At 34.8% G+C, this 25,988-nt stretch carries 17 protein-coding genes and 1 riboswitch; of the genes, 12 read left to right on the top strand and 5 right to left on the bottom strand.

Translation table 11 applies throughout. The annotated features are described in order from the left end of the window. The first annotated feature begins 31 nt into the window (after nt 1-31). The 10 genes from infB (at nt 32) to pckA (ending at nt 17,862) form a co-directional block, all read left to right on the top strand. Nucleotides 32-2,989 carry a translation initiation factor IF-2 gene (infB, locus tag BLS98_RS06505; RefSeq protein ID WP_089734770.1) on the top strand — a complete coding sequence of 986 codons (2,958 nt, stop codon included), beginning with the start codon at nt 32-34 and terminating at the stop codon, nt 2,987-2,989. A gap of 585 nt (nt 2,990-3,574) precedes the next feature. Continuing rightward, the gene (locus BLS98_RS06500; RefSeq protein ID WP_089734769.1) at nt 3,575-6,427 is read left to right on the top strand and encodes a SusC/RagA family TonB-linked outer membrane protein; all 2,853 of its coding nucleotides are present in this window, start codon (nt 3,575-3,577) and stop codon (nt 6,425-6,427) included. A 12-nt stretch (nt 6,428-6,439) separates the two neighbouring features. Next, nucleotides 6,440-7,825, top strand: a complete 1,386-nt coding sequence (locus tag BLS98_RS06495; RefSeq protein ID WP_089734767.1) for a RagB/SusD family nutrient uptake outer membrane protein — start codon at nt 6,440-6,442, stop codon at nt 7,823-7,825. 109 nt (nt 7,826-7,934) lie between these two features. Continuing rightward, complete coding sequence (locus tag BLS98_RS06490; RefSeq protein ID WP_089734765.1) at nt 7,935-8,618, top strand: hypothetical protein; 684 nt, start codon at nt 7,935-7,937, stop codon at nt 8,616-8,618. A 113-nt stretch (nt 8,619-8,731) separates the two neighbouring features. After that, nucleotides 8,732-10,669: a putative porin gene (locus BLS98_RS06485; RefSeq protein WP_089734763.1), complete on the top strand. Its 1,938-nt coding sequence runs from the start codon at nt 8,732-8,734 to the stop codon at nt 10,667-10,669. Nucleotides 10,670-10,682: 13 nt separating this feature from the next. After that, on the top strand, nt 10,683-12,269 hold the full coding sequence (gene bshC / locus BLS98_RS06480; protein WP_089734761.1) for a bacillithiol biosynthesis cysteine-adding enzyme BshC: 1,587 nt from the start codon (nt 10,683-10,685) through the stop codon (nt 12,267-12,269). A gap of 38 nt (nt 12,270-12,307) precedes the next feature. Further along, nucleotides 12,308-14,254: a LysM peptidoglycan-binding domain-containing protein gene (locus tag BLS98_RS06475; RefSeq protein WP_228425461.1), complete on the top strand. Its 1,947-nt coding sequence runs from the start codon at nt 12,308-12,310 to the stop codon at nt 14,252-14,254. Nucleotides 14,255-14,324: 70 nt separating this feature from the next. Then, complete coding sequence (gene fabD, locus BLS98_RS06470; RefSeq protein ID WP_089734757.1) at nt 14,325-15,200, top strand: ACP S-malonyltransferase; 876 nt, start codon at nt 14,325-14,327, stop codon at nt 15,198-15,200. A gap of 12 nt (nt 15,201-15,212) precedes the next feature. Beyond that, nucleotides 15,213-16,118 (top strand): GYDIA family GHMP kinase, encoded by a 906-nt coding sequence (locus BLS98_RS06465; RefSeq protein WP_089734755.1) that lies wholly within the window; start codon nt 15,213-15,215, stop codon nt 16,116-16,118. Between the two features lie 127 nt (nt 16,119-16,245). Further along, nucleotides 16,246-17,862, top strand: a complete 1,617-nt coding sequence (gene pckA / locus BLS98_RS06460) for a phosphoenolpyruvate carboxykinase (ATP) (protein WP_089734753.1) — start codon at nt 16,246-16,248, stop codon at nt 17,860-17,862. Between the two features lie 182 nt (nt 17,863-18,044). Here the strand turns inward: pckA and BLS98_RS06455 are convergent, their stop codons facing one another. Beyond that, the gene (locus BLS98_RS06455; protein ID WP_089734751.1) at nt 18,045-18,452 is read right to left on the bottom strand and encodes a type II 3-dehydroquinate dehydratase; all 408 of its coding nucleotides are present in this window, start codon (nt 18,450-18,452) and stop codon (nt 18,045-18,047) included. Between the two features lie 243 nt (nt 18,453-18,695). After that, nucleotides 18,696-18,792, top strand: a riboswitch (SAM riboswitch). A gap of 83 nt (nt 18,793-18,875) precedes the next feature. On the opposite strand from BLS98_RS06455, the gene BLS98_RS06450 reads away from it, so the two are divergent. Both BLS98_RS06450 and BLS98_RS06445 read left to right on the top strand, forming a co-directional pair. Further along, nucleotides 18,876-21,812 (top strand): SusC/RagA family TonB-linked outer membrane protein, encoded by a 2,937-nt coding sequence (locus BLS98_RS06450; protein ID WP_089734749.1) that lies wholly within the window; start codon nt 18,876-18,878, stop codon nt 21,810-21,812. Nucleotides 21,813-21,829: 17 nt separating this feature from the next. After that, nucleotides 21,830-23,323: a RagB/SusD family nutrient uptake outer membrane protein gene (locus BLS98_RS06445; protein ID WP_089734747.1), complete on the top strand. Its 1,494-nt coding sequence runs from the start codon at nt 21,830-21,832 to the stop codon at nt 23,321-23,323. A 240-nt stretch (nt 23,324-23,563) separates the two neighbouring features. On the opposite strand, the gene BLS98_RS06440 is transcribed toward BLS98_RS06445, so the two are convergent. The 4 genes from BLS98_RS06440 to BLS98_RS06425 all read right to left on the bottom strand — a co-directional run bounded on the left by BLS98_RS06440 (nt 23,564) and on the right by BLS98_RS06425 (nt 25,984). Next, nucleotides 23,564-24,031: a hypothetical protein gene (locus tag BLS98_RS06440; RefSeq protein ID WP_089734745.1), complete on the bottom strand. Its 468-nt coding sequence runs from the start codon at nt 24,029-24,031 to the stop codon at nt 23,564-23,566. Continuing rightward, entirely contained in the window at nt 24,024-24,359 is a 336-nt protein-coding gene (locus tag BLS98_RS06435; RefSeq protein WP_089734743.1) for a hypothetical protein, read from the bottom strand. Before BLS98_RS06435 ends, BLS98_RS06440 begins: the two co-directional genes overlap by 8 nt. Nucleotides 24,360-24,619: 260 nt before the next feature. Beyond that, nucleotides 24,620-24,886 carry a CPCC family cysteine-rich protein gene (locus BLS98_RS06430; protein WP_089734741.1) on the bottom strand — a complete coding sequence of 89 codons (267 nt, stop codon included), beginning with the start codon at nt 24,884-24,886 and terminating at the stop codon, nt 24,620-24,622. Nucleotides 24,887-25,273: 387 nt separating this feature from the next. Continuing rightward, nucleotides 25,274-25,984: a hypothetical protein gene (locus tag BLS98_RS06425; RefSeq protein WP_167356182.1), complete on the bottom strand. Its 711-nt coding sequence runs from the start codon at nt 25,982-25,984 to the stop codon at nt 25,274-25,276. Nucleotides 25,985-25,988 lie beyond the last annotated feature (4 nt).

Genomic DNA, 25,988 nt, shown 5'->3' with positions numbered 1-25,988 from the left:
TTTAAAAATTAAAAAACAGTAAATAATATAGATGCCAAAAATTAGATTAAATAAAGCGGTTAAGGAATTCAATATTTCGATGTCCAGATTAGTAGAGTTTTTACAAGCTAAGGGTATCGAGGTTGAAAGCAATCCTAACGCTCAATTGGAAGAATCGGCATATTCTGCATTGGAGGCTGAGTTTGCTAAAGACGGCGAACAAAGAAAAGCTTCCCATGAGGTGGTGATCACTAAAGTTCCGGAAGAAAAACTGGAAATTGAAGAGAAGAAAACCCCTGAAGTGATAAGAGCTAAAGCAAACAAACCAGAAACTAAAATTTTAGGTAAAATAGATTTAGAACCTACTAAACCTGAAGTAGAAGAAACACCTGCTGCTCCTGTAGCAACACCGGTTGAAGAAAAGAAAGAAGAAATAGTGAAAGAAGAACCGGAAGTTAAAGCTGCTCCTGAAAAGCAGGAATTTAAAGTTTTGGATAAAATTGATTTGTCTCAAATAGAATCTAGAAATAGACCTGTGAAAAAAGACAAACCAAAAATGGAGGAGAAAAAAGAAGAAGAAAAACCGGTTGAACCTGTAAAAGAAACTCCAAAACCAGTGGTAGAAGAGAAAAAAATAGAAACTCCAAAAGTGGAGGCTGAACCTGAAAATCAGGAACCTCAAAAAATTGAAACTGTTTATCAGAAACTGGACGGTCCTAAGATCGTAGGTGAGAAAATTGACTTAACTCAGTTTGCTCCAAAACCAGGTGCTGGTGCTAAAAAGAAAAGAAAGAGAATTGAAAAGCCAGGCGGCGGTCAGAATAACCAAGGCCAAGGTGGAAACAATCAAAACTCTGGAAATAACAACCAAGGTGGCCAGGGTGGAAACCGTCCTCACAATAATAATGGTGGTGGACAAGGTGGAAACCGTCAAGGACAAGGTGGACAAGGAAATCGTCCGCCAGGTCAAGGAGGCGGCCAAGGTGGTGGAAACCGTTTTGGAAATAACCAAGGTGGAAACCGTCCAGGTGGTCAAGGTGGTGGTGGCTTCAAAAAAGGAGGTCAAAACAACAGACCTGGTCAAAGAGTTATGCCAGTTGAATTAACTGACGAACAAGTTAAAAACCAGATCAAAGAAACCTTAGAAAAACTTACCAATAAAGGAGGTAAATCTAAATCTGCAAAACACAGAAAAGATAAGAGAACGTACCGTAGAGAGCAGGATGAGCGTCAACAAGAGTTTGAAGCACAGGACAGAACACTAAAGGTTACAGAATTTATCACAGTAGGTGAATTAGCAAGTTTAATGAACGTTTCTCCAACTGAAGTGATCTCTGCTTGTTTCTCACTTGGGGTAATGGTTACTATGAACCAAAGATTAGAAGCTGATACCTTATTATTAGTAGCAGATGAATTTGGGTATAAAATTGAATTCTCAGATGCTGACCTTGAAGAAAATGATGCTGAAGATGAAATCGATAACGAAGAAGATCTAGTTACTAGAGCTCCAATTGTTACTGTAATGGGGCACGTTGACCATGGTAAAACATCATTACTTGACTACATTAGAAAAACAAATGTAATTGCAGGTGAATCTGGAGGAATTACCCAGCATATTGGTGCTTACAATGTTAAGCTTGAAAACGGACAGAGAATTACATTCTTAGATACACCGGGTCACGAAGCATTTACAGCCATGAGAGCAAGAGGTGCTCAGATTACCGATATCGCTATTATTGTAATTGCAGCAGACGATGATGTAATGCCTCAAACGAGAGAAGCTATTTCTCACGCACAGGCAGCAGGTGTACCTATGATTATTGCCTTGAATAAGGTTGATAGACCAAATGCAAATCCTGATAATATCCGTCAGCAGCTTTCAGGGATGAATATCCTTGTAGAAGAATGGGGAGGGAATGTTCAGGCTCAGGAAATTTCCGCGAAATTTGGTAACAACATGGATGTTCTATTAGAGAAAGTATTACTTCAGGCAGAAATGCTTGATCTAAAAGCTAATCCTGGTAGAAATGCTCAAGGTGTTGTTATTGAAGCTTCATTGGATAAAGGAAGAGGATATGTTGCTACTATGTTAGTACAGGCAGGAACTCTGAAAGTTGGAGATTATGTAGTTGCGGGTAAAAATCATGGTAAAGTAAAAGCCATGCTTGATGAAAGAGGACGAAATCTTGCGGAAGCAGGGCCATCTATTCCTGTAACAATCTTAGGGTTAGACGGAGCACCTACTGCAGGTGATAAATTCCGAGTATATGCTGACGAAAGTGAAGGTAAGACTATTGCAAATAAGAGAGAACAACTTCAGAGAGAACTTTCTATCAGAACGAAAAAACATACAACGCTTGAAGAATTAGGTAGACGTATTGCTTTAGGAGAATTCAAAGAATTGAATATTATCCTTAAAGGTGACGTGGATGGTTCTGTGGAAGCGCTTTCTGACCAGTTACAAAGATTATCAACAGAAGAAATCAGCGTGAAAATCCTTCACTCAGGTGTAGGACAGATTACAGAGTCTGATATCAACCTAGCGGCAGCATCTGATGCTATTATTATCGGATTCAACGTAAGAGCTGGTGCTAATGCGAAAGATCTTGCAGACCGTGAGGAAATTGAAATCAGAACATATTCTGTAATCTATAAAGCAATCGATGAAGTAAAAGAGGCAATGGAAGGAATGCTTTCTCCGGAAATTCAGGAGCAGGTAATCGGAAATGTTGAGATCCGTGAGGTATTCAAGATTTCTAAAGTTGGTTCAATTGCTGGTTGTATGGTTCTTACAGGAAAAGTAACAAGACAGTCTAAAGTACGTTTATTAAGAGATGGTATTGTGAAATTTGACGGAGAACTTGAAAGCTTAAAGCGTTTCAAAGATGATGTGAAAGAAGTAACAAAAGGTTACGAATGTGGATTGAACTTAAAAGGGTATAACGATATTGAAATTGGTGATATTCTTGAAGTTTACGAAGAAGTAGCTGTTAAGAAAAAGCTGAAATAACATTCAGATAAATATATAAAGAAAGCTGTCTCATTGAGACGGCTTTCTTTGTTTATATTCCCTTTATTGAGGCTACTTTTCTTAAAATATATTGAAATTCTTTAATAAGAAATTTTCGTTTTCACTGTACATTTGTTGGGTTTCTAATCTATTTCTAAAATGAGGATATGTTAAAATGTTTTTTTGCTGACAATAGTGTTGTAGGATAGTTAATGAGTTGCTTAATAGGGTTTTTAAGTGAAAAATGAAAAACAGTCTTGTGGTATATAAAACTTTGTATATTGTTAAAATTGGTTGATTTTTTTTATTTTAAACATCTATTTAGCTGAAAATTAGCACTATTCTAATTTAGATTTATTATAAATAATTTTTTTTGAATCAAATTATTAATTGCTAAATCCCTTTTTAAAACGTTTATTTTTTATTTTCAACAGTAAATATGGGTAAATATTATGAATCTTTCTGTTTTGGAGGGGGTATTTGTATTGCATTGTGAAAGAAAATCACTAATCTGTGCATATAAAATTTGCTAGTGTTAATATTTATTAACATATTTGCCTCTAAAATATATTAAAATTTGTTAATATGAATGTTAAACTACGTGTATTAAGTGCTGGGGCGTTGTTCTTCTTGGGGCAAGCAGCTTTTGCACAGACAACAAAAAAAGATACGGCTAATGCAACTCAGATTGAAGAAGTTGTAATGGTTGGGTTCGGTCAGAAAAAAACAATTCAGGAGATGACTGGTTCTGCTAGTGTTATGTCTGCTAAATCAATTGAAGATATTCCTGTAGCTTCTGTCGATAAAATGTTACAAGGTAGAGTAGCGGGGGTTCAAACTGGTTCTGCTTCAGGGCAGCCTGGAGGTATGACGAATGTTCGTGTTCGTGGTATTTCTTCACTTAATGGAGTTTCTTCACCTATTTATATTGTTGATGGGGTAAGAGTTTCTTCAGGAGATATTTCAAAGCAAAATACAACTACCAATGCTCTTGCTGGATTAAACCCTGATGATATTGAAAATGTAACGGTACTTAAAGATGCTGTTTCTACTGCTGTTTATGGTGCTGATGCAGGAGCTGGGGTTATTGTTATTACGACAAAATCAGGTAAAAAAGGAAAAGCTAAATTTAATGCTTCTTTCAATAGTGGATTCAATGATAGAGCTATAAAACCACACGCTTCTTTCAGATCTGCAGACTGGAAAAATTATTTAGTTGATGCTTATTCAAACCGAGATAAAAAGACTTATACTGCGGCGCAAATTGCAGCTGGTGCTGCAGGAGCTACAGCAGCTGGGATTTTTAGATCTCCGAATGATACTGATTGGCAAGGAGCAACTCAAAAGAAAGGATATCAGCAAAATCTTGATATTAACGTATCGGGAGGAAATGAAAAATTTACTTATTATACATCATTTAACTACTTTAATCAGGAAAGTGTTGTTAAAGGTTCATATTTCAATAGACTCGCTTTTACAAATAAAATTGCATACCAGGCAACTGATAAGTTAAAAATAAGCACAGATTTCCAGGTTTCTTATGGAAAGATCAGTACATTGGCTGCTGGAGGAGCTTTCTCAAACCCTATTCTTGCTCAGTATTTTAACAGACCAACTGACCTTGCTAGAAACCCTGATGGAAGTCTTTATCTTGGTGCATCAAATGGTAGGTTAAGTAATGGTAACTTTAACCCGGCTGCTCTTCAAGAGATGAATTATCAGCGTGCTGGAACTTTCAGAGCTTTTGCTAATTTAAATGTTGAATATAAAATATTAAAAAATCTTACTTATAGATTTGTTTTCTCTCCTGAATACATTAACATGGAAGAGGAGCAATACTGGAATCCATTACACGGAGATGGTAGAGCTTATAGTGGACTAAAGCAATCTGGTGTAAACAGATTCTTTAATTTCAACGTACAGAATATCTTAGATTTTAATTATAGACTTGACCGTCATAATTTTGGAGCTTCATTAATTCAGGAAGCTTATAAAAAAGATAACAAATATTTAACTGCAACTGGAATTACTGTTGGTACTCCAACATTACAGACACTTGAAAACTTTGTTGTTCCTTTTGGATATAATGGACAATTAGATATATCATCGCGTTATGGATATGCTGTTACCGGACATTATGATTATGATAAGTTGGTTATGCTCGATGCATCATACAGACGAGATATCCTTTCTCAATTCCTTCCAGGAAAAAAAGCAGGTAATTTCTGGTCAGTAGGGCTTGGTTTAGATGTGGCACGTTTTGACGTGATTAAAAACATTGAGGCGATCTCTCTATTGAAATTTAGAACATCTTATGGTAAATTGGGGAACCAGATCACGGCAAACCCTTATGCTACCTATTCTTACATAAAGAATTATGACGATCAGGCAGCAGCGGTTATTAATAGAGTGTTTAGTCCTAATTTAAGTTGGGAAACTGTAAATCCATTTAACGTTGGATTTGATTTAGGTTTCTTTAAGAATAGATTGACAATTACTGCTGAATACTATAACAAGAAAACTAAGGATCTAATCTATAATATCCCATTATCTGCAGCTCAAGGAGGTATGGATCCAAACGAAACAAATAATCCTAACTCCAATAATTATGTTGTTGAAAATATTGGATCATTGGTAAACAGAGGTTTCGAATTTGCTGTAAACGGAGATATCTTTAGAGGAGATAGAAACCAATTTAACTGGTCTGTCGGATTTAATTTATCAACACTACATAATGAGGTTACGGAACTATATGGTGGAAATGTTGATACAGGAACACAAACAATTAGAGTTGGTGAAGGTGCTAGAACTTACTACCTAAGAAAATGGGCAGGAGTAGATCCAAGCAATGGAGATCCTCTTTGGTATGTGAATGGAGTAGATGGAGAAACGACTAACAACTATAACAAAGCTAAACAAGCAGTACAGGGATCTTTCTTAAGCAATGTATTTGGTGGAGCTAATACCTCCCTTTCTTATAAAGGATTCTCACTTGATGCACAGTTTACATATGGCTTTGGTGGTAAGATCTTTGATAACTGGGCTTCTTATTTATACTCTGATGGACAGTACACGGCTAGTTATCCTGGATATGATGTAACTGGTGATTACTGGACTCCATCTAATACAGGGGCATCTAATCCAAAGCCAATTGCTACTAATGGAAATAAAAGATCAAATTCTGCTTCTACGAGATTCTTATATAAAGGAGATTATATCCGTTTAAGCAATGCAAGTTTAGGATACACATTTAGTAGTGATTTCCTGGAAGGGACTGGTCTTAATTCAGTGAAAGTCTATGTAATGGCTAATAATGCCTGGACTTACAGATTTGATAAGAATCTGAAGTATGACCCTGAAACAAATATCTCTGGATTTTCGGATCTAAACTTACCAGTATTGAAATCATTCTTATTTGGTGTTAATTTAAGTTTTTAAAAATTAGAAGAAATGAAAAATAAAATATTAAAAGTAGCATTATTATCTCTAGGGCTTTTAATGGTAAATGTCTCATGTAGTGATGATTTTGTAGAAAGACAATTCAACCAGGAAGTGGAGCAGGCTCCTTTGAAAACGATTCAGGAATTGGAATCTTTTTCAAGAGGGATGTACAATGCAATGAGAAATAAAGCGTATTATGGGTGTGATTTCTTAGCATATGGTGAAGTGAGATCTGATGAAATGTATAGTAATCTTGCAAGTGGTTATTATGTGAATGTAATGAACTACACTCAGATATCTTCTGATGGATATGCAAAAGATACTTGGGCTTTTATTTACAGAACAGTAGCAACAGCTAATGTTGTTATTAATACAGATATCAGCGGATTCAATGCTAGTGATAAATCTTCTGCAAACTTTATACAAGGACAGGCTTATGCCGTAAGAGCTTTAGGTTTCTTTGATTTATTACGTGTATACGGACAAAAATATACTGGGGCATCAACAGGCTTAGGAGTAGTATTACCTCTTAAATATGATCCAAGGGCTAAACAAGGTAGAAGTACTATCGCTGAAACAGAAGCACAAATTGAAGCTGATTTTGCTAAAGCAGAACAGTTAATGACGACTAATAATAAAAGTACTAGTAAAACAGAATTATCTGTGGCTGCATTAAAAGGGTTAATGGCTAGATATTATCTGTACAAAGGAAATTATGCTAAAGTTAGACAGCTTGTGAATGATGTTATAACTGGTGGTGGGTATGCTGTTGTACCTGCTACTGATCTTCAGAATTCATATACATTTAAAATGAATGGTTCTGCTGCCAATTCAATTTTTGAGTTAGCGGTAGGAAATACAGGATCTCTTTCTACAGATTCATATGCATATAAAATAAATTATGACGGATACGGAAATGTAGTTGTAAATCCGGATGTTCTTAATTTATATGAACCAGGTGATGTAAGAGCGGATTTCTTTACGGAACTGGAAGGTGATCTATATGTGTCTGCAGGAGAAGCTGGTAAGTACTTGAATATTACAGGATCTGATAATATTAAGATGTTACGTTTTGAAGAAATTCTATTAGATGGTGTTGAAGCTGAACTTAATGGAGGTAGTGCAACTAAAGCTTTAGAATATTTTAACGAAATTAGAACTAAGAGAAATTTAGCAGCTGCTGCAAGTGTTGATATGGCTGAGTTGAAGAAGGAAAGAACAAGAGAACTTATTGGTGAAGGTTTAAGACAATGGGATCTTAGAAGATGGGGTGATGCTGTACCTAGACCTGCAGGTGCTAGTGCAGATCCATTCTTAAATGCATTCCCTATTCCATTATCAGAAACTAACGTGGGTGCTGTTAAAGGAAACCAAGGGTATGATAACTATAATTAATACTTTTACTTAAATAAGTATTTTATATAAAAACCGCTATTATTAGCGGTTTTTTTTATAAAATTGATTTGGAAATATAGTATCTTTACAAATATCAATATCATATAATATGAAAAAATTTTGTTTATCCTTATTTTTATTGTCGGCAACAATAAGTACCTATGCACAAGCAGGCAATGAAAATGTTTTTATGTCCAGTGATAAGATCTTTACATTGGGAGGGAAAAGAGCTAAAAGCGGTGAATATAAAATAGATGGAAATCCATATACCAGTAGTAAAAATTTTGAACAGGTTATTATTGATGGATATTCTAAAAATGTACAGGATCTTCGTTACAATGCTTATGCTGATGAAATGGAATATCTGGATAAGAAAGAGACCTACTATGCTGATAAAACAGATGGTTTAACCATTGTTTTCCCATCATTGAAAAAGACCTATATTGTTAAACATTATACCTATATGGGGAATGAAAAATTTGGATATCTTGTGCTTTTAAGTAAAAAAGATGCCAAATATGGACTGTTCAGACGTGAGAGGGTAGAACTTATGCAAGGAGAAAAGTCAGTGAGTGCTTTCTCAAAAGATGCTAATGATTACTATGCAAAAGAGAAGGATGTATATCTTGTTTCAAAAGGGAATACGTATTACAAGTTACCTAAAAATGTAGATGAGCTTTCAGAAGATTTTTCTTTAGACGCTAAAAGTGTAAAAGAATTTACTAAATCTAATAAGATTAACTTTAATAAAGAAGAAGATTTAGTAAAATTATTCGATTTTATTAATAAATAACACTACTTGAAATCCTATAGGATTTTATGTGTAAAGTAAAAGACTGTCATCAGAAATGAGGCAGTCTCTTTTATTTACGATTATTTCTTATTTTTGCTGAACAATAATGAATAATGAAGTATATCCTTTTCATAATCACTTTCTTTGGCTTCGCTGCCAGTGCACAGGTTGTTAAAACAGAAGATGTCAAAAAGCCCAAGCAGCCCGAAGATACACTGGTCATAGATTCCGGGAAGAAAGATTCCTTGAAAATTTTTAAACCTACTATCAACGATTACCAATATCAGACTCAGTTTTCAGAAAAGAAAGTTTTTGATACGGTAATGACTTTTGATAAAACGTATATTTTCTCACAATATAATAATAATGATAACTTCGGAAGAGTGCAGCCTGCCAATATTGGATCGGGATTTAACCCTCTTGTATTTGAAGTGAATGCAGAACAAAACTTGTCCTTATTACCTTCCAATAAATCTTATATGATTCTGGGAGCAAATGATGTGAAGTATTACGATGTTAAAACACCTACGGCAACATTTATCTATCATAATGCGATGAAAAATGGGGCCGCATTAAGATCTACCTATACTCAGAATATCGGAAAAAGATTCAACTTTGCGATTGAATATATGGGACTTCGTTCACAAGGGCTTTACAGAAACTCACTGGCTGCGAACAACAATACTATATTTTCAGGACATTATGTTTCGAAAAGTGGAAACTATGAATTGTTTGCACACTATCTTCATCAGAATGTCAACAATCAGGAGAGTGGGGGAATTACTGAAGATAACCTGTTTCAAAGTGGAGACAGCAATTACAAAAACAGACAGAATGCTCAGGTAAACCTGGCTTCAACGAGTTCACAATTTGCGTACAGAAGATATTATCTGAGCCATCAGTTTACTCCTTTCAATGCCGAAAAATTTCCATTCCGTATCAGGCATACAATCTACCACCAAGGGAATAAATATTATTATAATCAAGGAGGATTGGAAGGATATTGGTATAAAGATGCAACAGAACTAGTTAATGGTTTTCCTTTGGCAACGAAAAAATATTCCAGCAATCTAAGTAATACGTTAAGTTTGGTTTTTGATAATGAAAAATTTAAGCTAGATGCCGGAGTTCGTTATCAGATGATTAAATTTGGTGTCAAGGATATTATAGCACTTGATGGAGTGCCTTTTCCAGCTGAACTTAAAGAAAGCAGAATTGGAGCTGTAGGAAATCTGCAAGTGAAACTTTGGGATAAAGTTCAATTGAACTCATTCCTTGAGTTCTCAAACGGTAGCCAGTTTAAAAGTTACTTAAGAACTACGAACAATCTGAAGTTTGAGCCAATAAAAGATTACTTTGTGAATGCAAAAGTAAACTTCCAGAGTGCTTACCCATCATTCAATTATTTACTGAATACATCTGTTTATAATAAATTTAATTATTATCTTGAAAATGCGAAGAACCAATCTGTGATGGAACTAGGAGGAAGTATTAATCTAAAATGGTTTAAAACAGAAATTTTTGCGAACTATTTCAGAATTGATAATTATACTTATTTTGACAGTAGTTACGCTCCAAAGCAAAGTGAAAATTCACTAAATATTTCTCAGATTGGAGGTGATGCAACCTTCAATTACGGAAAATTCCATTTGAATACAAGGTTGCATTTCCAAAATGCATTAACGAATAAAAATCTGCTTCCAATGCCAAGTTTTGTAGGAAGAGCTAACTTCTTTTATCAGACTCTGGCATTTAAAAAGGCAGCAGAAATTCAGGCAGGACTTAAAGTATATTACTTCTCTAAATTTAATTCCAGAGAATATTTCCCTGTTCTTAATGAGTATGTTCTTCCTGGTACCAGTTCATTCTCTATTGGAGGGCAGCCTATTGCGGATCTATACATTAATATGAAAGTGAAAAAAATGTTCTTTTTCATAGAAGGTCAACAGATAGGAACCGTTATTTCTACTAACAAAGCTTATGCATTTCCACATTATCCGGTGTATGATTTCAGACTGAATATCGGAATCGTGTGGTATTTGTTCAACTAAAAAACTATACAGGTTGAAAACAATTAATAAAATATCATTTAATGATATAGAAAGCATACCTCAATTAGTAAAAGATTTTTTGAATCAAGATATTGAGGGTTTTGAAAATAAAACATTTTCTGTAGAGCATTTCAGCCAGCAGATTCATCTGAAAAAAGATTCCTTTTCTTCAGAACAAAGGAATATATTATCTGATGTATTCGAAAAACAGTTATCAGATCTTACGCTTTCTTCAAAGCAGAAAGAAAATATTGAAAATCTGAAGCTGCCCAATACTTTTACCATCACAACCGGGCATCAGCTGAACTTGTTTTCAGGACCGGTTTTCTTTGTATATAAAATTCTGCAGACCATAAAAACCTGCACCTATCTTAAGGAGAATTTTCCGGACTTTAATTTCGTTCCAGTGTATTGGATGGCTTCTGAAGATCATGATTTTGCTGAGATCAATCACTTTAAAACGGAGAATAATTATTATGAAATTAATGAGAAATCTGGTGGCCCTGTAGGGCGAATCCAGATTAACGAAACTTACTTTATTTCCGAATTTGAAAAAGAATTCAAAGATTCTGTTTTCGGTACAGAATTGATCTTAATGCTGAAAGAATCCTATAAGGTTGGAAATACTTTGACGCAGGCTATCCAGATTCTGGTGAACCGTCTTTTTTCAAAATTTGGATTATTGTTATTAGACGGGGATTCAAAGGAGCTTAAAGAACAGATTAAAGATGTCTTTAAAGATGAGCTGCTAAATTTCAGTTTGCAGAAAACTTCAAAAGATAAAGTAGACTTCCTGACTGATAAATATGGAAAGGTTCAGGTGAACCCTCGTGAAATTAATCTTTTTTATCTTTCTGAAACAAGAGATAGAATCGATTTTAATGGACAGAAATATTTTGTTGTAGATACAGATATTCAGTTTACAGAAGAAGAAATTACAACTGAGCTTGAAAATCACCCGGAGAAATTCAGTCCAAATGCGTTAATGCGTCCTGTATATCAGGAAAAAGTATTACCGAATCTCGCTTACATCGGAGGAAATGCCGAAATTATGTATTGGCTGGAACTGAAAGATTATTTCTCAAAATTAAATATTCCATTCCCTATTCTGATTCCAAGAAATTCTATGCTTTTCCTGAAAGAGAAAACATTGGGGAAAATTGAAAAACTTGATCTTACAATAGAAGATTTCTTCCAGAATTTTACAGTGATTACTAATCGTAAGATTTTAAATGATAATCCTATTTTGGAATTATTGGATAAAAAAGAAGAAATGTTGGTTCACAATTTTGCTGCATTAAAAGAATCTGCCGAAACTACTGAGAAATCCTTTGGTAATATGGTGAAAGCAGAAGAAGTAAGACAGCTGAAATCATTTAAAAGAATGAAAAAGCGTCTTCTTCACGCAGAAAAAATAAAGCAAAACGAATTACTGGAAAGACTTGAAAATCTGTTTCTGAATGTACACCCATCTAAAACGTGGCAGGAAAGAGTTTTCAACTTTAGTGTATTCTTTTCGGATGAAGGCTATCCATGGCTTGAAAATTGTTTGGAAGAGATGGTGGTTCAAGATTCCAAATTAATAATTGTTGCCATTTAATTTTAAAGAAGTATTTTTGTAAATTATAATTATCGAATATGATAAAGAGGTTTTTTATTCTATCCAGTTTATGTATGGTTTTGGGAGTTTCAGCCCAGAAGTCGCATACCGTTGTACAAGGTGATAATCCTTACAACATTGCAAAGAAGTATGGAATAACTGTAGATGAATTGCTGAAACTAAACCCTAAACATAAAGATGGTAAACTAGCTATCGGAGATGTTTTAACCGTAAAAACAGAAAAAGCAGCAGCTATTGTTGCTCCTAAAACTGTTGCACCTGAAAAAGTAGGTACAATTGCGGGAACTCCGGTGGGCAAAATTATTTTACAGCCTAAGCAGACCATCTATGGGATTACAAAACAATACAGAATCTCTGAAACAGATCTGAGAAAGCTGAATCCTGAATTGGATTCTCATATGAAGATTGGGGATGAGATTACATTGCCTCTTACCAGCATTAAAAAATATGGTGCAGATCAACCTACAGTCACTACAACAACAGTAACAAAACCTGTAGAAACCCCTGTTGAAAAAACAGTAACACCTACACCTACACCGGCTGTAGAAGGAGAAACTTATGTTATTCAGTCCAAAGATAATTATTACAGAATTACAAAACAGTTTGGAATCAGCCAACAGGACCTTTATGCTTTAAACCCAGGTTTGGAAGAAAAAGGATTAAAACCTGGTGAGACTATCAAAATAAAAAGATCAAATACAGAAACTGTAGTTGAAACTACCAATACAAAAGCAAAAATGGATGCAGGGAATGAAAATTCTTCAACGGCTTCCAATAATGTAGTGGCTGGTGATGACTACGTTACCTATACTGTTCAGCAGGGGGATACCGTATTCTCTATTGTGAATAAGTTTGGAGTAAGCATTGATGAATTAATCGCTCTTAACCCAGATCTTTCAAAAGGATTAAAATCCGGAATGGTTTTGAAAATTAAAAAACAAGATCCGGTATATGTTAAGAAAAACGGTGATGCACTAAGTGTAGTACTGATGCTTCCTTTCGGATACAGTACCAACGAAACTCAATACAGAGCAATGGCTCTTGATTTCTTAACAGGTGCTAAACTTGCTATTGAAAGAAATGCAAGAGGAGGTCAGAAACTGGATGTCAAAATTGTGGATTCAGGGAATGAAGCTTCTTTCAAAAACTCTCTTACACAGATTAATCCTGAAAATACAGATCTTATTATTGGACCATTCTTTAAATCCAATGTAATTGACGTATTAGATTTTACTAAAAATCAAAAAATTCCTGTAGTAGCACCATTTGCTAATACACCGGAATTATACAACTATAACAATTTGATTATCGTTGAAACGAATAATCAAACCTATGCAGATAAACTTGTAGAAGAAGTTAAAGCAGTATATTCAGATCAAAAAATATATGTAGTAGCAGATGCTAAAAAAGAAAATGCAAACTACATTAAATCAGGGCTTGAAAAAGCAGTGAAAAATCCTAATATCGTTATTGTAAACTCTCCGGCAGATATTCAGTTGGATCAAAACATGATGACAGGGCAGTCTGCTCCGGTTATTGCTGTATTGGCCAATGATGATATGGGAGAAGTTTTCGCTAATAAAGTGATTGCCCTTTCTAAAGAAGTGCAGGGAGTAAAAGCATTCAGCATGTTCTATTCTCCGGTTTTCGAAAAGAAAGTGGATGATTTGAGCCAGGCAAGTCTGGTATATCTGATGGACAGAAAGATCAATACAGACGGTAACTTTGAAAAAGAGATTCTGGCAGCTTACAAGAGCAAATATTGCAAGACTCCTCCAAAATATGCTATCGTAGGTTTTGACGTTGTTAATGATATGTTGACAAGAGAAAATAAAAAAGGAGAAATTTTCAAACAAATGAATAAGGTGCAGACTCAGCTTGCAACAAAATTCGAGTTTGTGAAATCTAAAGCAAACGGAGCTTATGTAAACACAGGTTACAGAGTAATCCGATTGGTACCTTAGATGATTTATCTTTGTTTAAAAGGATATTGTTAACATTATAGTTATATTTGCATAATATTTAATTCAATACATGAAAGCACTTGTATTTCCAGGGCAGGGTTCTCAGTTCGTAGGAATGGGAAAAGAATTGTATGATTCTAGAAAAGATATTAAAGATCTGATGGAATCTGCCAATGAAATTTTAGGTTTCGACATTCTTTCCATTATGTTTCACGGAGAAGATGCGGATCTTAAAAAAACAGAGGTTACCCAGCCTTCAATTTTTATACATTCAGTAGCAGCATTAAAAGCAGTAAACGGTCTTGGGGCTGAAATGGTGGCAGGACACTCTTTAGGTGAGTTCTCAGCATTGGTAGCTAATGGCGTTTTGTCTTTTGATGACGGTTTGAAACTAGTTTCTGAAAGAGCAAAGGCAATGCAGGAAGCTTGTGATGCCAATCCAAGTTCTATGGCAGCTATTTTAGGTCTTGAAGATGCTAAAGTTGAAGAAATCTGTGCACAGATTAGTGGAATTGTAGTTCCGGCAAACTATAACTGCCCGGGACAATTGGTAATTTCAGGAGAAACTTCTGCAGTAGAAGAAGCTTGCGTGAAATTAAAAGAAGCTGGAGCAAAGAGAGCGCTATTATTACCGGTAAACGGAGCTTTCCATTCACCATTGATGCAGCCGGCTCAGGAAAGATTAGCAGCTGCTATCGAAAATACAAAATTCAGAAAAGCTACTATTCCGGTATATCAGAATATTACTACTACAGCAGTAACAAATCCTGATGAGATTAAACAAAATCTTATCGATCAGCTTACAGGTCCTGTAAAATGGACTCAGTCTGTACAGAATATGATTAAAGATGGAGCTTCTAATTTCATAGAAGTAGGACCAGGAAAAACCCTTCAGGGATTAATTAAAAAAATTGATGGATCTGTAGACACTGCATCTGCAATCTAATTTATAAAAAATATGAGCGCGATATTTTCACCGGGCAAGCTTATGCTTACTTCAGAATATTTCGCAATTGATGGAGCTCTTGTCTTAGCGGTACCCACCAAGCTAGGACAAGAGTTTTTCTTTGAAGAAAAAGATGATAATCAGTCTTTAATTCTTTGGGAAGCTCTTCATCAGAACAAACCTTGGTTAAAAGCTGTCATTGATTATAAAACATGGCAGATTCTGGAAACCAATATTCCATCAAGCGCTGAATTTATTGTCAAGACATTAAAGAATGTTCAGCAGCTTTCTACTACAAAATTCAAAAACGATTTTACTTACCATTTAAAAACCAACCTTCAATTTCCTGCTGATTTTGGCCTTGGAAGCAGTTCTACCTTAATGAACAACCTTGCAGAGTGGGCAGATGTTGATCCATTTTACTTAAATACAATTAGTTTGGGAGGAAGCGGTTATGATATTGCCGTTGCAAAAGAAAAATCGGCAGTCCTTTTTCAGAGCAAACCGGAGATAAGATATGAGAAGGTAGATTTTAATCCATCCTTTAAAAATGAGCTCATCTTTATTCATTTAAATCAGAAACAGGATAGCAGGGAAGGAATCAATCTTTATAAATCAAAAAAGAAGTCTCAGGAATTGGTGAATGAATTTTCAGATATCACAAAGAAAATTTTATTATGCAATGAATTGGAAAGTTTTTCTGACTTAATGATGATTCATGAGCGTAAAATTTCCAATTTTATTGAAATTCCTACAGTTAAAGAAAAAATATTCTCAGATTGCCCTGTATTTGTCAAAAGTTTGGGTGCTTGGGGCGGAGATTTCGTGATGAGTGCCAAATTTGGGGGCTTTAATAACTATTTTTGGGAGAAAGGTTTTACTACTATTTTTGAATGGTCAGATTTAATTAATTTATAATCAGTATTTTACAATCCCCTTTTTTTATTTGTCATTCTGACTTATATCAGTATATTTAAACCACCTTTAACAAATAATTAATATTATTTTTGTTGAAGTCAATAAAGAAATAGAAAATATAAGTAAAATGAAAAACACTAAAATCATCCAGGATTTAGAGAAATTAGGGATTAAAGGAAACTATGAAGTAGTGTGTAATCCTTCTTATGAAGAATTATACCAGGCTGAAGTTTCTCCTGAAAATCAAGGGTTTGAGAAAGCGGAACTTACAGAATCGGGCGCGGTATCAGTAAAAACAGGAATTTTCACAGGTCGTTCACCTAAAGACAGATATATTGTTCAGGATGATGTTACAAGAGATACAATTTTCTGGGATGGTAAGGTAAACTTACCAACTACAACAGAGATTTTCGGGTCTTGTAAAGAACTAGTGATGAACCAGCTTTCAGAAGCTAAGAAAATTTATGTTGTAGATGCTTTCTGTGGAACGAATGCAGATACAAGACTTAAAGTAAGATTTATCATGGAAGTAGCATGGCAGGCGCATTTTGTTACGAACATGTTTATCCGTCCTTCTCACTTTGAGCTTGAGAACTTTGGAGAACCGGATTTCACAGTAATCAACGGTTCTAAAACAACAAACCCTAACTGGGAAGCTCAGGGATTAAACTCTGAAAACTTTGTAATGTTCAACCTTACTGAAAAACTTCAGATCATCGGAGGTACTTGGTACGGAGGTGAAATGAAGAAAGGGATGTTTGCGATGATGAACTATTACCTTCCATTAAAAGGTATGGCTTCTATGCACTGTTCAGCTAACGTAGGTGAAAAAGGTGACGTTGCTTTATTCTTCGGACTTTCAGGAACAGGTAAAACTACTTTATCAGCAGATCCAAAAAGATACCTTATTGGTGATGATGAGCACGGTTGGGATAATAACGGAGTATTCAACTATGAAGGAGGATGTTATGCTAAAGTAATTGACCTTTCAGAAGAAAAAGAACCGGATATCTTCAGAGCAATCAAGAGAGATGCACTTCTTGAAAACGTTGTTATTCACGATGGAGTAGCAGATTATACTGACGGATCTATCACGGAAAATACAAGAGTTTCTTATCCAATCTATCATATCAACAAAATTGTATTACCATCTAAGGCTGGTCATGCGAAGAAGATCGTTTATCTTTCAGCAGATGCATTCGGGGTACTTCCTCCGGTTTCTATCCTGAACGAAGATCAGGCGCAATACCACTTCCTTTGCGGTTATACATCTAAATTAGCAGGAACTGAAAGAGGAATTACTGAACCTCAGCCATCTTTCTCTCCGGCATTTGGTGAAGCGTTCCTTACATTACACCCAACAATGTACTCTAAGACATTGATCGGAAAAATGAAAGAACACGGTGCTAAAGCGTATTTAGTAAACACAGGTTGGAATGGTACAGGTAAGAGAATTTCTCTAAAAGATACTAGAGCTATCATTGATGCCATCATCGATGGTTCTATTGATAACGCTCCTAAAGTTCAGGTTCCAATTATGAACCTTGAAATTCCTGCTGAACTTCCAAACGTTTCTACAGGTATTCTAGATCCTAGAGATACTTACGAAAATGCTTCAGAGTGGGAAGAAAAAGCAAAAGATCTTGCTTCAAGATATATCAAGAACTTCGAGCAGTATTGTGATACTGAAGAAGGTAAGAGATTAATCCCTTCAGGACCGCAATTACAGGAACAAACTATCTAATCAGATATTATACAAATAGAAAGCCTCATCATTGATGAGGCTTTTTTATTTTTATTTCCCACAGATAGCACAAATTTCGCAGATGTCTGTGTTGTAAATGTATAAACTAATACAATTAAGATCTGCTTAATCTGTTAGCAAAATATTGCATTCTATACAAATCAGGGCGATTCATCATTGCTTTATTTTAAGCTCAGTATGGCCAATCTGTATCCATCCATTCCAAAACCGGATAAAACGGCATCGGTATTGGCTGCTGTAACAGACTTTTGTCTGAATTCTTCCCTTTTATAAATATTGCTGATGTGAACTTCTACTTTAGGTTTTCTGATATTCTTCAAACAATCAGCGATAGCGTAGGAGTAATGGGTAAATGCTCCCGGATTAATCACCACTGCATCAAAATCATCCTGCTGAAGCCTGTTAATAAGCTCTCCTTCAATATTAGACTGATAATAACTTAATTCATGAGCACGAAACTCAGACTTTAAGCTGTCCAGATATGTTTCCATAGAAACAGTTCCATAGATTTCAGGTTCGCGGGTCCCTAAAAGATTTAGGTTAGGCCCATTTATAATCAAAACTTTCATACTATAAAATTAATAAGTTTTTTCAATTAAAAATCAAAAACTTCTGTGAATTCAGAGCTTTTCTTTATTGATTTATTAGTGATGATATTTGTCATGTTTAAGAAAATGATAATTGCCGCAAGTCCTTTTTGTAATGGATTTTAATAAAAAGTTATGTTAATTTTTGAAAAATTATCATGAAAAACAATAAGTCTACTTGTTTTATAGACTAAAAGTTTATAGCTTTGCAACCATATTTCGATCGGCTTATAAAGAAAGATGGAGGGAACTGACCCAATGATATCTTGACAACCTGCATTGTGTAAGGTGTTACATTCAGCCTATAAAGGAAAAATAAGCATTTGGTTTATCGTATTTATCGATGCCCTTTGCTGACTTTTCAGTAAAGGGCAAAATTTTAATATATGGTAAACAAAATTGATTATGATTAATAAAAATCTATTTAACTCTAAAGTTTGGATTCCACCAGTTGCTGTATTTTTCCTGGGAATTGTAAGCGTAAGTGCACAGAATTCCAAACCGAAAAAAGATACACTTAAAGAAAAGGAAATTGATGAAGTAGTTGTGGTTGCCTATGGTAAGGCAAAAAGAAATAGCTATACCGGTTCAGTTGCAACTATTTCCAGCGATAAAATCAATAACAGGCCTGTCACCAATGTAACGAAAGCATTAGAAGGTCAGGTACCCGGAATTCAGGTTACGGGTGCTTCAGGACAGCCTGGGGCAACTTCTACTATTCGAATCAGAGGAGTAGGTTCGGTAAGTGCTTCCAGTGAGCCTTTATATGTTGTGGATGGAATTCCTTTTGATGGAAATATCAATGCAATCAGTCCTAATGATATAGAATCTATCAGTGTTCTGAAAGATGCTACAGCAAGTGCTTTATATGGTTCAAGAGGAGCGAACGGAATCATTATCATTACCACAAAGTCCGGTAAAAAGGGGGAAGCCAGAGTAAATCTGAACATCAGCCAGGGGTTCTCAGGAAGAGCCGTAAAAGATTACGAGCAGGTTAATACGGATCAGTATTTCCAATTGTATTGGGAAGCCATGAGAAACGGATATCAATCAGGTTCAATATCTGCCCAACAGGCAGCTCAAATGGCAACAGATAATATTATTTCTAATCTAGGAGTTAATCCTTATGGTGCTAATTATACAAAACCTGTAGGAACTGACGGGAAATTATTACCAGGAGCTAGACCACTATGGAATGATGACTGGAGAGATATTTTGCAGAGAGTGGCTTCCAGAAACCAAGTAGATCTGGATATCAGTGGTGGAAGTGAAAAAAGCAATTATTTCTTTTCATTAGGTTATCTTGATGATAAAGGAATGGCCATTGAGTCAGGATTTAAAAGATATAATACACGATTAAAGCTTAATTCTGAAGTTAAAAGCTGGCTGAATGTTGGAGTAAACTTAAGTTATACCAACAGTATTCAAGAGGCTCCAAGTTCTTCAGATTCTAAAGCCAGCAATGTTATTCAGGCAGCAAGAGTAGTTCCATCTTTCTATCCTTATTACGAAAGAAATCCTGATGGATCTTATGTGTTGGATCCAGAAGGAAACAAGGTTTATGATTTTGGAAAATACAGACCTGCTGTAGCGCTTCCGAATCAAAACTTAGCGGCAAGTTTACCATTAGATAAAAACGAAAATAAGATCGATAACTTCTCAGGAAAGGGATTTATGGAATTAACGTTCCTTCCAGAATTGAAGTTTAGATCAAGCTTTTCTGTTGATATGGTTAATTATAATCAACATTATTATACGAATCCACTTCTTGGGCAATCGAAGGAGACAGGAGGTTCTGTTTCAAAATTAAATAGCAGAACACTTTCTTATACAACCAGTAATATTCTGACCTACGATAAAAGATTTGGAAAACATCATATTAATGTGTTGGCAGGTCATGAATTTTACAAATATGATTACCAGGTTATTTCCGGTAGCAGACAGGGATTTTCTTTACCTAACTATTATGAGCCCGATGCAGCCTCTTTATTGGTGAATTTCGGTGGGAACAGTGATAAATTAAGTTTATTGAGTTTCCTTGGAAAGGTTGAGTATGATTTTGATAATAAATATTTCTTATCTGCATCAACAAGGGCAGATAGTTCTTCAAGATTTGCAAAAGAAAATAGATGGGGTACATTCTGGTCTGTAGGTGGTTCATGGAAACTATCTAACGAAGAATTTATTAAAAACCTGAATTTCTTCAACCAGTTGACATTACGTGCAAGTTACGGGGGACAAGGGAATGATAAATTACTGAAGCCAAATTACGAACCGCTGTATTATGCATATCCGGAATTATATAGAGATTATGCCCTTGCGGGTGAGCCTGGAAAAACATTGGAAAAAGTAGGAACTCCTAATCTGAAATGGGAAACCAATCTTAATTTGAACCTGGGGCTTGAGTTTGCTATTCTTAATAACAGAATTAAAGGTAACGTAGAGTATTTTGAAAGAAAAAGTAAGGATCTTCTGTTTAACGTGCCAGTAGCTCCGTCTTTAGGAATCAGCGATTATCCAGCCAATGTAGGAACTATTAAGAATTCTGGGTTTGAGTTTTCATTGTTTACAACACCTATAAAAACCAGTGATTTTCAATGGAATGTTGATATTAACTTAAGTACCCTAACTAATAAAATCACTAAACTGCCGAAAGGACCTCTTGCAGTAGGATCAACTAAGCAGCTGAATGAAGGCGGTTCTGTATATGATTTCTTTATTCAGGAGTGGGTAGGGGTAGATCCAAGCAATGGTAAACCATTGTGGAAAACAATTACCAAAGATGCTAACGGAAACCCGGTAGAAGGGACTACCTCAGAGTATGCTAAGGCTACAAAAATATTACAAGGTTCTGCTTTACCTAAATTAACAGGGGGAGTTAGTACAAGTATGACGTATAAGAATTTTGATTTCTCAGCATTATTGACTTTCAAGATTGGTGGGAAAATTCTTGATACGGATTATACCTCACTCTTACACAGTGGAAACTCTGGTGGACGCGCTTGGGGTGTGGAAATGCTGAACAGATGGACTCCTGAGAATCCTTACACAGATGTTCCTGCTTTAAACACCAAAACGAATAACTGGAATTCAATGTCTACAAGATTCCTTTATTCAGGAACCTATGCTAGACTTAAGAATGTGAGTTTAGGATATACGCTGCCATCAGATTATTTTGAAACCATCGGGTTGAAGAAGTTCAGAATTTATGTTCAGGCAGAGAACCTTCTTACGTTCTATAAACATAAAGGAATGGATCCTGAACAGGCGCTGGATGGAACAACGTATTATAGATATCCGGCAATGAGAACGATTACTTTTGGTCTTCAGGCAACATTCTAACTTTTAAAATTTGAACAATGAAAAATTTAAAATATTTATCTTTTGCTTTACTAGGATTATGGTCGTTGACAAGCTGTGAAAGTGAAATGGATACAGCTCCTACAGATCAGGCTACCAGTGTGGAGGTTTTCAAAACTGCAGAAAGTGCGGAAACTGTTATCAACGGAACCTGGGCAAAATTCAATAATGACGGAACAACCTTTGCGAATATTGGATACTCAACTGTTCTGAGAGCAAGTGATGCGATGGGAAGTGATGTAGCTGTTTTAACCAATAAATATGGTTTCTCATCTACTTATGATTTTACAGAAATGGTGAATAATACAGTAGGGCGTCCGTCATTTATCTGGACGATGTTGTATTCTACCATCAATAATATGAATAATGTTATTGCTAAAATTGATGCTACGGAAGGAACTCAGGCTAAAAAGGATCAGGTAAAAGGGCAGGCAAAGGCATTACGTGCTTTCTGTTATCTGAATCTTGCCAGCTTTTATCAATTCAGTTATCTGAAAGACAAATCTGCTTTAGCAGTTCCTATCTATACAGAACCTTCAACAACAAGCAGTGTTCCAAAGAAAAAATCCAGTCTGGAAGATATTTATGCTTTAATTAAAAGTGATCTTACAGACGCAGATAATTTACTGAAGAACTATACAAGAAATAAAAAAGATAAGATCAACCGTAACGTTGTAAACGGGATTTTAGCAAGAGTATATTTGAATACCGGAGAGTGGAGTAAGGCTGCAGCAGCGGCAAAAACAGCAAGAGAAGGTTTTGCTTTGATGACTCCGGAAAAATATAAAGAAGGATTCAATGATATTAATAATGGGGAATGGATCTGGGGACATGCACAGACTCAGGAGATGTCAGATGCAAGTTATGCCTTCCATTATCTGGATGTGTCTTCTTCAGGAAGCTACTATTACAGTTTTATGGCAGACCCTTATTTTCAAAAACTGTTTGATGCGAATGACATCAGATCTCAATTATTCTCATGGGACGGTCTTCCGGCAAGAGAAGGATTGTTGAGATATGCTAAATTCAAGTTTAAGTCTACTCTTATTGCAGATATTGTCTATATGAGAGCGGCTGAAATGTACCTGATTGAAGCCGAATCTGAAGCAAGAAACGGAAATCCAGCTCAGGCGGTAGCCGTTTTAAATCAGTTAAGAGCTGCCAGAAATGCGAATGCTTATACAGGATCATTGGCACAGAATGATGTAGTGAATGAAATCCTGATTGAAAGAAGAAAAGAATTATTTGGTGAAGGGTTTTCGCTTTCAGATATTATCAGAACACAGGGGACAGTGGAAAGAAAACCGTTTGTAGATGCGGATGGAAAACCAATCAAAGTTCAGATAACAACCCCAAATGGAACAGTAAAAACAGTGGATGGTAAAGGGCATAGTGTTTTTGATCTTCCGAATAAGACTCCGTTTGTTCCGAACAGTCCTTATTATTTATTCAGTATTCCACTGAAAGAACTTGAAAATAATCCCAATCTATAATCCCAGTCCATAATTAGATTTGATTTTTTAGCCACCGCTTTTGCGGTGGTTTTTGTTTTTGCTACCGAAAGTATCATCATGTTTTTTCAATACTTCAGATAATAAAATCTCCTCCGAAATTTTCGGAGGAGATTTGTTAATAAGTATATTCTATGAGAGCAGATTTTATTTTGTAATGTCTACGTCTTCTAAAGATTTCTCTTTTATGATTTTTTGTAACCTAATTCAACTTGGCTAGGATTAATTGTCTTTTACTATATAAAAAACTTCATCTTTATTAGGTCTTATTATTATAGTGTCCATATTTTTATCTATTTCAACCACACTAATAATTCCTTTATCTTCAAAGATTGTTAATCTCTTGCTCTTGAAAAAAGCTTCCCAATAAATATCTTCAATTTTTCCAAATTCTTTTGTATCTGGTACTCTTAAAGATATTTTATCTTTTTCAATTTTCTTATTGTCGAAAATATCATAACTCCTTGCATATTCAAGCCAAGCTTTATTTATTTGTTTTCCCTTTACATTAGAAACAATATATTTACTAATAATAGTTTTCTCTTTTTCTGCTTCTTGCAAAGAATTGGAGTAATGAAGTTTTCCAATACCCTTGTCCATTGCTAAACCTCCAATTATAAAATATAATATAACTGAAAATAATATAATCAAAATTAATATTGCCAAATAATTATAATTCCTTTTAATCATTATTTTTTAATTCTTTAAAATTAAGATTCGGGATCACTAAATATCCACCATATTGAGACAAACCTGCACCTGTAAGGGCTGCAGATATAATATGATTACAGTTATTAAAAAGAAAATGATAATTACTTTGTAATTGTTTCATTGCTCTTGTTGCAGCTCCCAAATCTTGTGCGGCTGTAATTTTTATCGTAATTGAACCGTCATAATTATACTTTGTTTTAACGAAATTTATAGCTTCTTGTCTGGTTTTAAATGTTTTAACAGTAACATCATTTTTTCCTCCCATCCACATGCTACCTGACGTATCAACCCTTCCATCACTTGCCATATAAATATAACAATCTTTATCGTTACCGATAATTACACCATTATGCCCTTTTCCCCTGCTCTCCGAAGTCTCCCGACTTTGGAGAATGTTTATAAAATTGCTTTTATTTATTGGCTCAAAGTTTTAGGACTTTGCACATGGGGGTTTCCAATTAATTATAGTGTTAAACATTTGTATCAGAACATCAATTTCAAAATATTTTGTTAAAAATAATTATATTTTTGAATAGTATCTGCCTCAAATTTGAGGCAGATATAGAATTATTTATCAATTTTTTCATCTTGCAGAGGAGGCCGAACAAATTTTATAAATTGCCTTTCTATTACTCCGTATTTTTCAAAATTAATTTTTGCTTCTCTTAGACTTACAGCATTAGCTCCGCCATTATAGTCAATATCATTAAGCTGAATACCATCATCTTCCCAATAACATACTGGACATATTTGAAACGTATTATCAGGCTTATATTTAAGAGTATAATATCCGCAACAAGGGCACGGAAATTTTCCATATTTGTTAGTATCCATATAATTGTACTTGTTTTAAATAATAATCCATACCCTGCTCTCCGAGGTATCCCGACTTTGGAGAGCAGAGGTGAACTTTAGACTTTGCGCAACGGGGGATTGATTTTGTATTTCTAACAAAGCTAGTTATTCTGCCGGAAAACATATTATTAGAGACTAAAATTATGCCTGTTTATTCTTCTTTTTAGCAAGACTCTGCGATTATTATTTATTGAGTATTCCACTGAAAGAGATTGAAAATAATCCCAATTTACAATCTACAGTTCATATTAGATTTGATTTTTTTAGCCACCGCTTTTGCGGTATTTTTTTGTTGAATTATGAAGAGATATTTTAATAAAAAAACCGCCTCACTGATGAGGCGGTTTATAGCATTACATTATTAATTTAATGCCAGAGTACTTTCTTTCTTAGGTAATTGCTTTCTACTCTTTTGTAAATATTACTGAAGGTAATATTTTTTCCTGTAAGGAGCTTTTCTTCTAATAATAGGTTCAAATTATAGAATGAAAAATTTTGTTTTTCATAATAAAGTACTGCTTCATTGAATGGTTGAAAATAATAAAGAGTGTTGAATATCCATTTTGCTTCAGAACATTGGTTTCGTAAATCTTCTCCAATAAAATAAAGCATCGGTATCAAAAATTTCTTTTTATCTTCTTCAGTAAGTGACTTACTGAGCTTTTCAGCATCCTTATAGAATGTTTCTGCTGTATATTTAAATCCAAGTTCCTCAAAAATAAGCAACATACTTTCTTTAGTAAACATCTTTTCATTGATTAGATGTTTGTATTGGAAGTAAGGAGTGTCATTTTCTTGGAGTACAGGAAAACTTTTGTTTTCCTCCATTAGTTCATAATCTGCTTTACTTACCAAAATAGAATGCTCTGCTGCCGGAAGATTGGGCATAACAAGTAAATTGTTTTCATCCACAAAATAGGATAGACTTTCATTATAAGATGACATATGGTTAAATTTCATCTTTTTGATGTCATATTTTCTTTCTTCCTCTCCTGATAAGATTTTATATTTTTTTGTTTCCTGACTAGACATATAAATAAACTTAAAAATTGTAACAAATATTATAATCTTTTTCATAAAA

The organism is Chryseobacterium jejuense, from assembly GCF_900100075.1.
In the GTDB taxonomy this organism is placed as follows: Bacteria; Bacteroidota; Bacteroidia; order Flavobacteriales; family Weeksellaceae; genus Chryseobacterium; species Chryseobacterium jejuense.
The sequence above is the reverse complement of the archived record's forward strand: the minus strand, read 5'-3'. Positions and strand labels throughout refer to the sequence as shown.

Coding starts and splice junctions, on each gene's coding strand:
- BLS98_RS06445 (WP_089734747.1), top strand. CDS start 21,830: ATGAAAAATTTAAAATATTTATCTTTTGCTTTACTAGGATTATGGTCG.
- BLS98_RS06495 (WP_089734767.1), top strand. CDS start 6,440: ATGAAAAATAAAATATTAAAAGTAGCATTATTATCTCTAGGGCTTTTA.
- BLS98_RS06500 (WP_089734769.1), top strand. CDS start 3,575: ATGAATGTTAAACTACGTGTATTAAGTGCTGGGGCGTTGTTCTTCTTG.
- BLS98_RS06450 (WP_089734749.1), top strand. CDS start 18,876: ATGATTAATAAAAATCTATTTAACTCTAAAGTTTGGATTCCACCAGTT.
- BLS98_RS06465 (WP_089734755.1), top strand. CDS start 15,213: ATGAGCGCGATATTTTCACCGGGCAAGCTTATGCTTACTTCAGAATAT.
- BLS98_RS06475 (WP_228425461.1), top strand. CDS start 12,308: ATGATAAAGAGGTTTTTTATTCTATCCAGTTTATGTATGGTTTTGGGA.
- pckA (WP_089734753.1), top strand. CDS start 16,246: ATGAAAAACACTAAAATCATCCAGGATTTAGAGAAATTAGGGATTAAA.
- BLS98_RS06435 (WP_089734743.1), bottom strand. CDS start 24,359: ATGGCAAGTGATGGAAGGGTTGATACGTCAGGTAGCATGTGGATGGGA.
- BLS98_RS06455 (WP_089734751.1), bottom strand. CDS start 18,452: ATGAAAGTTTTGATTATAAATGGGCCTAACCTAAATCTTTTAGGGACC.
- BLS98_RS06490 (WP_089734765.1), top strand. CDS start 7,935: ATGAAAAAATTTTGTTTATCCTTATTTTTATTGTCGGCAACAATAAGT.
- BLS98_RS06440 (WP_089734745.1), bottom strand. CDS start 24,031: ATGATTAAAAGGAATTATAATTATTTGGCAATATTAATTTTGATTATA.
- fabD (WP_089734757.1), top strand. CDS start 14,325: ATGAAAGCACTTGTATTTCCAGGGCAGGGTTCTCAGTTCGTAGGAATG.
- infB (WP_089734770.1), top strand. CDS start 32: ATGCCAAAAATTAGATTAAATAAAGCGGTTAAGGAATTCAATATTTCG.
- BLS98_RS06425 (WP_167356182.1), bottom strand. CDS start 25,984: ATGAAAAAGATTATAATATTTGTTACAATTTTTAAGTTTATTTATATG.
- BLS98_RS06430 (WP_089734741.1), bottom strand. CDS start 24,886: ATGGATACTAACAAATATGGAAAATTTCCGTGCCCTTGTTGCGGATAT.
- BLS98_RS06485 (WP_089734763.1), top strand. CDS start 8,732: ATGAAGTATATCCTTTTCATAATCACTTTCTTTGGCTTCGCTGCCAGT.